Raw genomic sequence first — 6,000 nt, forward strand, 5'->3', positions numbered from 1 at the left:
TATTTTTGCAAAGTGCAAATAGAAAAGATAATTTTGGGTATTGATCCTGGAACCGCAATTATGGGTTTTGGCCTCATTTCGGTGAAAGGAAATAAAATGGAATTAATTGCCATGCATGAATTGATTCTCAAGAAATATCCCAATCACGAAACCAAATTGAAATATATTTTCGAAAGAACTTTATCATTGATCGATGAGTATCATCCTGATGAGGTTGCACTCGAAGCACCATTCTTCGGGAAAAACGTTCAGTCGATGTTGAAGTTGGGTCGTGCACAAGGTGTTGCCATGGCAGCGTCACTTTATCGCGATGTTCCGATCACAGAGTATTCTCCCAAAAAAATTAAAATGGCCATTACCGGAAATGGGAATGCCAGTAAAGAACAGGTTGCGGGAATGCTGAAAAATCTTTTAAACTTAAAAGAATTTCCGACCAAATATCTCGATGCTTCCGATGGTTTGGCGGTGGCAGTTTGTCATCATTTTAATTCAGGAAATTTATCGACGGATAAATCATACACTGGCTGGGACAGTTTTCTAAAACAAAATCCTGATCGCCTGAAGTAGGCTAACTTCCTAATATTCAATTTATTTATTTGTAAAATTCATTTACAAAAACTACACAAAAGATTTACTTGGTTAAACCTAATACTATCTGTAACATTGTTGTGTTTTCTAAGACGAATTAAGAAACGTATAAATTTTACATTAATGAATAATCAAAAAATAAATCCTTTGAATCAAGTCAATCATTCGATGAATTGGTTTCAAAAGTTTCTGATGGTTTGCTCCGGCGGCAATATTCATATCTTAAGAAAGACTCCAAGTGACTGGAATAAATTTTCGGGCATCGGTGGAATTGTTTTATTCACCGCAGTTTTTGCCACACTTTCGGCAGGGTATGCCATGTTTACGGTGTTTGATGATATCTGGATCTCCGTTGGGTTTGCAGTTTTGTGGGGATTAATGATCTTTAATCTGGACCGATACATTGTTTCATCAATTAAGAAAACGGGAACGTGGTGGAATCAGATCCTAATGGCGATCCCTCGTCTAATTCTAGCGGCGTTTTTGGGAATTATAATTTCAAAACCTTTAGAATTAAAAATCTTTGAAAAGGAAGTCAACAAGCAATTGAATACCATTATTCAAAGAAATAAAACGCAGCTTCAAGCCGAAATGAACGGCAGAATTTTGCAACAGTCTGGCCCTTTTGAAACTGAAAAAAAGCAGATTCAAACCAAAATTGCGGATTATCAAAAGTCTTTTGATTCTGCGTCTGTAGAATTAGAAAAGGAAATTCTTGGTAAACAAAGTGGTTTAACCAGTGGAAAAGTTGGCTATGGTTCGAATGCAAAAAGAAAAGCAGAATTGAAAGAACAACGGCGTTTGGATATGGAAAATTATCAGAAACAGATTGCGCCTCGATTAGAATATTTAGACAAAGAAGTTTCCAAGGTTTACACCAATATAGAAAAGGAACGAGATAAAACAGAAACCTTCGAAGATCAGTTCAATGGTTTTGCGGCCCGATTGCAAGCCTTAGATGAACTGGGCAAAAACTCTGCAATTATTGGAGTTGCGGCGGCTTTCATTATGGGACTTTTTATCACTTTAGAAATTGCTCCGGTTTTGGTAAAACTAATTTCGTCGGTTGGACCTTACGATCATCTTTTAGAAAAAACGGAAAATGATTTTAAACTCTATTCCAAAGAAAAAATCGAAAAAGGAAATGCTTTAACCGATTACAGAATTGATGATTTTAAAGATCAACTGAGGAAATAATTTGTAGATTTATCAAAAAAAGATGAAAAAGATTTTTAATTTTCTTCTGCTATTTTTCGCACTTTCATTTTCTTTTGCACAGTCAAAGAAAGAGATCAAACGACAGGGGTTGGCTGCTTTTAACAATGAAGATTTTATTACGGCAAAAGGCCACTATCTTCAATTATTGGAGAAAGGCGACAAGACCTGGGAAACGTATACGATTTTGGGAGACTGCGAATTTAAAACCGGAAATCCTGACGAAGCTCTCACTTATTACAAAAAAGCACAAGAAAAAAATCCTATCTATTCTGGACTCTATTTGCGGGTTGCGACCGTTTTCAGACAGCAGAAAAAATACGATGAAGCGTTGATGAATTTTAGACAGATGTTAATTACCAATCCCAGAACTCCGGAAATCTATAATATGATTGCAAGTACGTATTACGAAAAAGGAGATTATCATGCCGCTTTAGAGGAGATTAATACGATGGTTCAGTTGGGTGGTGAAAATTTAGATTCAAGTTTTGGGCGAAGCATTTCCTATATCAAATTGAATAAAATTCCTGAAGCTTGTGTAGAATTAGAAAAGGCAGACCTATTTGACGTCGATAATGAGAACAGAGAAATTGATGTGATGAAAGCCCAGTTTTGTACGAAATAGATGCAAAAAAAATGCCTGCAAAATTTCTTAAGCAGACACTCCATAGCTGATTTAGTGTTATTTTAATTCAGGCTATTTACTGTTTTAGCAACTTCTTCTGATTTTACAGTTCCTTCTTGTTGATCAACCATTTCGCCATTTTTATTAAAGACCGAAATGATGTTCGAATGAGAAAAAACAATCGGTGAAATCTTCTTGTATTTCACTGCCAGAACATTTGCTAATTCCCGTACAGATTCTTTATCGCTTCTTATAAAAAGCCAAGGTTCTCCGTACATGTTATTTTGTTTCGCATACGCTTTCAAAACTTCAGGTGTATCATTTTCCGGATCAATGGAAACCAATAACATCGTTGTTTCTTTCAATTTTTTTGGGTCGATCTTAGAAGCAACCGCTCGCATATCAGCTACCAAGATCGGACAAGCCGTTGTACAACTTGTAAAAATCATGACCACTACTAAGTTCTTTCCTTTTAAATCTTTTAACTGAAGTTCTTGACCTTCTTGATTTTGCCATTTGGAATCAAGCACAAAAATAGATTCAGTCAAGGATTTAGTTTCGGTTTTCTTTTCCTTATTTTCTTGACAGGAAAAGAGCAATAATGAAGTGACGAATATAATTAAAAAGTTTTTCATTTTGTACTATTTGTAGAATCTTTTGCACAACGAAAACCGAGGTTTCCAACCGTATAGTTCGCTTTTAAACTTGATCTGAAAGCATATCTCATAAAAGAGGCATAGTTAAGAACATCGGTCGTACTTGTCGCTGCAGAAGCACAGAATAATCCTTTGTCATCGAATTCTGCTGTTCTGGAATCGCTGGTCGTCATGATCGAGTTAAAATCATCCGTCCATTCCCAAACCAGATCGAACATATTGTAAATTCCGTAATAATTGGGTGCAGAAACTTTGACTTTGTTTTTCTGTCTGTCTTTCTCGTTGTAAAGATTAATTAAATGAGATGAATAAGTTGGTTTTTCTCTAGCGTTCGCACTTTCCTCATCGGCCATGGCTACATATTCCCATTCATCTAAAGTCGGCAATCTTTTGCCGGCACTTTTAGCATAAGCTTTTGCAGCAAACCACGAAACATAAGTTACCGCCGCATTAGGATCTGCATTTTTTGGAAGCGTTTCGTCATCTTGCCAATCTTTCAAATACGTTTCATCAACAAAGAGTGCTTTGATATTGCTTCTTTTCCATTTTGGATTTTTCTTTACAAAATCAAGATACTCCGCGTTGGTTACAGGTCTTTCATCTAATAGAAAATCTTCTACTTTGACCAAAGTACTGTCTGTTCCGTAAAAAGGTTGATAGTCGCCGCCTTTGATCAAAACCATTTCGACATCGGGTGTAATAGCAACTTCTTTTTCAGAATTGTCAGAAGATACGTTTGTGGTAGAAAGTGTATTTGCTTTTTCGCAAGAAGTCAATAGAAAAAAGAAACCACCAACGAACATCAATATTTTAAAAATTTTGGACATGGCGGTTTCTTTAATTATAATTTAAGTTAAATGAGATTATTGTACTTTATGGTAAACTTTAGGATTTTTCTCTCCAGTCACTTTTAACGTTCCAATGGCACCTTTATTAAATGCTCGGAAGATAGAGTGGTCTACGATAATATAGTTTCCTGGTTCTTCCACTTTAAATTCTACGATAGCGGCGCCACCTGCTGGGATAATAGTAGTCTGTACATTATGGTTGATCGTAGTTCCACCTTCTACATAAACTCTGTCGAAGATCTCACCAATTACGTGGAAAGAAGAAACCAAGTTTGGTCCACCATTTCCAACGAAAAGTCTTACTGTTTCACCTACTTTCGCTTCTAAAGCTTTTGCTCCCATCAATGCATTTTTCTTACCGTTGAATACGACATAAGTTGGTCTTTCGTCAACACCTTTGTCTTGATCAAATTCCTGAAGTCCTTTCTCATCGGTTTTTCCTTTGGTGTAGAATTCACCTTGCATGATGTAATACTCACGGTCAACTTTTGGCAATCCACCTGCTGGTTCAACTAAAATTAAACCATACATTCCGTTCGCGATGTGCAATGGAACTGGCGCTGCAGCACAATGGTACACAAATAATCCTGGATTTAAAGCTTTAAAATTAAAGATCGCTTCTTTTCCTGGAGCCACGTTGGTCGCTTCTGCACCACCACCCGGACCGTTCACTGCGTGAAGATCAATGTTGTGAGGCATCACACTGTCGCTTCTGTTGGTTACGTGAAGTTCAACTTCATCGCCAACTCTAATTCTGATAAAAGTTCCTGGAACCGTACTGTTAAACGTCCAGAATTTGTAAGTTACACCGTCAGCCAGTTCACCAACTTCTTCAGTTGCTTCTAAACGAACGATGACTTTTTTGGCAGCACGATCACCGATTGCCGCCGGAACCATTGGTGGATTTACAATTGCTTGGTTTTCTGTCTCACCACTTACTTTAATTTCCATTGCGTTTTCGGATGTAGCCGAAGAATCGTCTGATGGATTTTGTTTGCACGCCTGTAAAGCGAAAAGAACGAGCGCAAAACTTGTTAGGATACGTTTCATTGAATGATATTTATTTGTTTCTGTTTAATAGGACAAATTTATCCTATTTGAATTACTTTTGAAAATTTTGATATATGAGTTTTGTCAGATTAAAATTGATGAGCTATAAAACACTTTATTCACGGTGCTTTTCTCTTTATCGACGAATGTCATAATGGGCTTAATATAAAAATAATTGAGTAAAATCCAAATTAATTATTGGAAAGTTTTAGAATCAAAGGCTCTACAATATTCTTTTGCGAGTAATACTTCGCTCCACAAATATTTGATTTCAAGGTGTAATTTCCTTTTAAAATCACGAATTGATTTTTGCTGTTTCTGGAAATAGGTAAGTTATAGATCTGGTTATTCTGAACACCAACTAATCTCACAATGATATTACAGTTGGAGGTATTTTCGATCACTGCGGCAGTATTTTTTTCTTGAGGATCGCTATCATTTAAAAGGTAAGTAAGAACCTCTGCCGTGACGTACTTTTTATTGATTTGATCTTTTTCGAGCAAATCGGAAAACTCTCTATTTTCGTTGCTTGAACTTGAGGAAGTTGGTGAATTAGTCGGTCGGTAAATAGAATTTCCGGTCGGTATCATGTCGCAACTCATTAAGAACAAAAACGATAAAAGCAGATATAATCCTTTCATTTTATTTTAAAAAAGTAAAGATACTGATTATTAAAAATTTTAAAAGAAAAATGCCAACGAATTAACCTTGGCATTTGTATTAATTGATCTCTTTTACAAAGAGTAATTCGGTGCTTCCTGGGTAATAATCACATCATGCGGATGAGATTCTTTCAAACCGCTTCCTGTGATCATCACCATTTTGCCGTCTTTTTGTAGCGTGTCAATATCTTTCGTACCGCAATATCCCATTCCAGCTCTAATTCCACCAGTTAATTGAAAAATCACATCTTCTAATTTTCCTTTGTGCGGAACGCGACCTTCAATTCCTTCAGGAACGAATTTCTTGGCTTCACTTTGAAAATATCTTTCTTTTCCGCCACGTCTCATGGCTGAAA

At 36.3% G+C, this 6,000-nt stretch carries 8 protein-coding genes; 3 read left to right on the plus strand and 5 right to left on the minus strand.

Translation table 11 applies throughout. The features are described from left to right. Nucleotides 1–12: 12 nt before the first annotated feature. The 3 genes from ruvC (at nt 13) to ACEYOS_RS02660 (ending at nt 2,428) form a co-directional block, all read left to right on the plus strand. A complete protein-coding gene (gene ruvC, locus ACEYOS_RS02650) occupies nt 13–567 on the plus strand; it encodes a crossover junction endodeoxyribonuclease RuvC (protein ID WP_373709861.1) in 555 nt (184 codons plus the stop codon). Nucleotides 568–711: 144 nt separating this feature from the next. Continuing rightward, complete coding sequence (locus ACEYOS_RS02655) at nt 712–1,785, plus strand: DUF4407 domain-containing protein (protein ID WP_373709862.1); 1,074 nt, start codon at nt 712–714, stop codon at nt 1,783–1,785. A 22-nt stretch (nt 1,786–1,807) separates the two neighbouring features. Then, entirely contained in the window at nt 1,808–2,428 is a 621-nt protein-coding gene (locus ACEYOS_RS02660) for a tetratricopeptide repeat protein (protein ID WP_373709863.1), read from the plus strand. A gap of 62 nt (nt 2,429–2,490) precedes the next feature. On the opposite strand, the gene ACEYOS_RS02665 is transcribed toward ACEYOS_RS02660, so the two are convergent. The 5 genes from ACEYOS_RS02665 to ACEYOS_RS02685 all read right to left on the minus strand — a co-directional run. Continuing rightward, a complete protein-coding gene (locus ACEYOS_RS02665) occupies nt 2,491–3,063 on the minus strand; it encodes an SCO family protein (RefSeq protein WP_373709864.1) in 573 nt (190 codons plus the stop codon). Beyond that, a complete protein-coding gene (locus ACEYOS_RS02670) occupies nt 3,060–3,911 on the minus strand; it encodes a formylglycine-generating enzyme family protein (protein WP_373709865.1) in 852 nt (283 codons plus the stop codon). Before ACEYOS_RS02670 ends, ACEYOS_RS02665 begins: the two co-directional genes overlap by 4 nt. 36 nt (nt 3,912–3,947) lie before the next feature. Then, nucleotides 3,948–4,982 carry a copper-containing nitrite reductase gene (gene nirK, locus ACEYOS_RS02675; protein WP_373709866.1) on the minus strand — a complete coding sequence of 345 codons (1,035 nt, stop codon included), beginning with the start codon at nt 4,980–4,982 and terminating at the stop codon, nt 3,948–3,950. A 191-nt stretch (nt 4,983–5,173) separates the two neighbouring features. Next, nucleotides 5,174–5,623, minus strand: a complete 450-nt coding sequence (locus ACEYOS_RS02680) for a DUF6759 domain-containing protein (protein ID WP_373709867.1) — start codon at nt 5,621–5,623, stop codon at nt 5,174–5,176. A gap of 93 nt (nt 5,624–5,716) precedes the next feature. Next, nucleotides 5,717–6,000 (minus strand): IMP dehydrogenase (locus ACEYOS_RS02685; protein ID WP_373797495.1); only part of this gene is annotated, 284 nt, incomplete at its 5' end.

Origin of the sequence: Kaistella sp. (assembly GCF_041824135.1) — a bacterium.
In the GTDB taxonomy this organism is placed as follows: Bacteria; Bacteroidota; Bacteroidia; order Flavobacteriales; family Weeksellaceae; genus Kaistella.

Bases quoted from the DNA above. Each gene is read 5' to 3' on its own strand.
- ACEYOS_RS02655 (WP_373709862.1), top strand. From the start codon at position 712: ATGAATAATCAAAAAATAAATCCTTTGAATCAAGTCAATCATTCGATG.
- nirK (WP_373709866.1), bottom strand. From the start codon at position 4,982: ATGAAACGTATCCTAACAAGTTTTGCGCTCGTTCTTTTCGCTTTACAG.
- ACEYOS_RS02665 (WP_373709864.1), bottom strand. From the start codon at position 3,063: ATGAAAAACTTTTTAATTATATTCGTCACTTCATTATTGCTCTTTTCC.
- ACEYOS_RS02660 (WP_373709863.1), top strand. From the start codon at position 1,808: ATGAAAAAGATTTTTAATTTTCTTCTGCTATTTTTCGCACTTTCATTT.
- ACEYOS_RS02670 (WP_373709865.1), bottom strand. From the start codon at position 3,911: ATGTCCAAAATTTTTAAAATATTGATGTTCGTTGGTGGTTTCTTTTTT.
- ACEYOS_RS02680 (WP_373709867.1), bottom strand. From the start codon at position 5,623: ATGAAAGGATTATATCTGCTTTTATCGTTTTTGTTCTTAATGAGTTGC.